The following is a 2,961-nucleotide window of genomic DNA, read 5'->3' as shown; positions in this document are numbered from 1 at the left end:
AGACTACTTAGGGTTGTATGGTTAAGTGACTAAGCGTATGTGGTGGATGCCTTGGCAGTTAGAGGCGATGAAGGACGTGTTAATCTGCGAAAAGCTTTGGTGAGGTGATAAAAACCGTTATAGCCAAAGATGTCCGAATGGGGAAACCCACCCAACATAAGTTGGGTATCTTAACGTGAATACATAGCGTTAAGAGGCGAACCGGGAGAACTGAAACATCTAAGTACCCCGAGGAAAAGAAATCAACCGAGATTTCCTTAGTAGCGGCGAGCGAACGGGAACTAGCCCTTAAGCTAGATAGAAGTTAGTGGAATGTTCTGGAAAGGACAACGATACAGGGTGATAGTCCCGTACACGTAAATGACTTTTTAGTGAAATCGAGTAGGTCGGCACACGTGAAACGTTGACTGAATATGGGGGGACCATCCTCCAAGGCTAAATACTCCTAACTGACCGATAGTGAACCAGTACCGTGAGGGAAAGGCGAAAAGAACCCCTGTGAGGGGAGTGAAATAGAACCTGAAACCGCATACGTACAAGCAGTGGGAGCCCTTCGTGGGTGACTGCGTACCTTTTGTATAATGGGTCAGCGACTTATATTTTGTAGCAAGGTTAACCGATTAGGGGAGCCGTAGCGAAAGCGAGTGTTAACTGCGCGTTTAGTTGCAAGGTATAGACCCGAAACCCGGCGATCTACCCATGGGCAGGTTGAAGGTTGAGTAACATCAACTGGAGGACCGAACACACGTATGTTGAAAAATGCGGTGATGACTTGTGGGTCGGAGTGAAAGGCTAATCAAGCCGGGAGATAGCTGGTTCTCCCCGAAATCTATTTAGGTAGAGCCTCGGACGAACACCATTGGGGGTAGAGCACTGTTAAGGCTAGGGGGTCATCCCGACTTACCAACCCTTTGCAAACTCCGAATACCAATGAGTGATATCCGGGAGACACACTGTGGGTGCTAACGTCCATTGTGAAGAGGGAAACAACCCAGACCGCCAGCTAAGGTCCCAAAGTACTAGTTAAGTGGGAAACGATGTGGAAAGGCATAGACAGCTAGGAGGTTGGCTTAGAAGCAGCCATCCTTTAAAGAAAGCGTAATAGCTCACTAGTCGAGTCGGTCTGCGCGGAAGATGTAACGGGGCTAAACTAGTCACCGAAGCTGCGGATTTAATCTTAGGATTAAGTGGTAGGGGAGCGTTCTGTAAGCCGTTGAAGGTGAATTGAGAAGTTTGCTGGAGGTATCAGAAGTGCGAATGCTGACATGAGTAACGATAAGGGGAGTGAAAAACTCCCCCGCCGAAAGACCAAGGTTTCCTGTCCCATGTTAATCAGGGCAGGGTAAGTCGGCCCCTAAGGCGAGGCGGAAACGCGTAGTCGATGGGAAACAGATTAATATTTCTGTACTTCTATATATTGCGAAGGAGGGACGGAGTAGGCTAGGTGAGCACAGTGTTGGTTATCTGTGTGAAAGTGCGTAGGCTGGAATTTTAGGTAAATCCGGAATTCCTTAAGGCTGAGACACGAGACGAGATTCTACGGAATTGAAGTCATTGATGCCATGCTTCCAGGAAAAGCTTCTAAGCTTCAGATATATAGGAACCGTACCCCAAACCGACACAGGTGGTTAGGTAGAGAATACTAAGGCGCTTGAGAGAACTCGGGTGAAGGAACTAGGCAAAATAGTACCGTAACTTCGGGAGAAGGTACGCTGCTCACGGTGATGGAATTTACTTCCTAAGCTACGAGTAGTCGAAGTAACCAGGTGGCTGGAACTGTTTATTAAAAACACAGCACTGTGCAAAATCGAAAGATGACGTATACGGTGTGACGCCTGCCCGGTGCCGGAAGGTTAATTGATTGGGTTAGTTTTCGGACGAAGCTCATGATCGAAGCCCCGGTAAACGGCGGCCGTAACTATAACGGTCCTAAGGTAGCGAAATTCCTTGTCGGGTAAGTTCCGACCTGCACGAATGGCGTAATCATGGCCACACTGTCTCCACCCGAGACTCAGTGAAATTGAATTTGCGGTTAAGATGCCGTATACCCGCGGCTAGACGGAAAGACCCCGTGAACCTTTACTATAGCTTGACAGTGAACATTGCTCCTACATGTGTAGGATAGGTGGGAGACTTTGAAACCGCGTCGCCAGATGTGGTGGAGTCAACCTTGAAATACCACCCTTGTATGCGTGATGTTCTAACCTAGGGCCCTAATCGGGCTTGGGGACACTGTCTGGTGGGTAGTTTGACTGGGGCGGTCTCCTCCCAAAGAGTAACGGAGGAGCACGAAGGTTGGCTAAGTATGGTCGGACATCATACGGTTAGTGCAATGGCATAAGCCAGCTTAACTGCGAGACAGACACGTCGAGCAGGTACGAAAGTAGGTCATAGTGATCCGGTGGTTCTGTATGGAAGGGCCATCGCTCAACGGATAAAAGGTACTCCGGGGATAACAGGCTGATACCGCCCAAGAGTTCATATCGACGGCGGTGTTTGGCACCTCGATGTCGGCTCATCACATCCTGGGGCTGAAGTCGGTCCCAAGGGTATGGCTGTTCGCCATTTAAAGTGGTACGCGAGCTGGGTTTAGAACGTCGTGAGACAGTTCGGTCCCTATCTGCCGTGGGCGTTTGAGAATTGAAGAGGGCTGCTCCTAGTACGAGAGGACCGGAGTGGACGAACCACTGGTGTTCGGGTTGTCATGCCAATGGCATTGCCCGGTAGCTACGTTCGGAACTGATAACCGCTGAAAGCATCTAAGCGGGAAGCAGGCTTTGAGATGAGTTCTCACTGGAGCTTTAAGCTCCCTAAAGGGTCGTTGGAGACTACAACGTTGATAGGTCAGGTGTGTAAGGGTTGCGAGGCCTTGAGCTAACTGATACTAATTGCCCGTGAGGCTTAACCATACAACACCCAAGTAGTTTTGTGCTACGAAGTTGTATGAAGACTGACAGAATA

At 49.3% G+C, this 2,961-nt stretch carries 1 rRNA gene; it reads left to right on the top strand.

The annotated features are described in order from the left end of the window. Positions 1-19: 19 nt before the first annotated feature. Positions 20-2,909: ribosomal RNA gene (locus AC27IF_RS20205) — 23S ribosomal RNA — on the top strand. Positions 2,910-2,961: the final 52 nt, after the last annotated feature.

The sequence above is a fragment of the Colwellia sp. KS18-150 genome (assembly GCF_057551365.1).
This window is presented reverse-complemented; position numbering and strand designations above follow the sequence as displayed.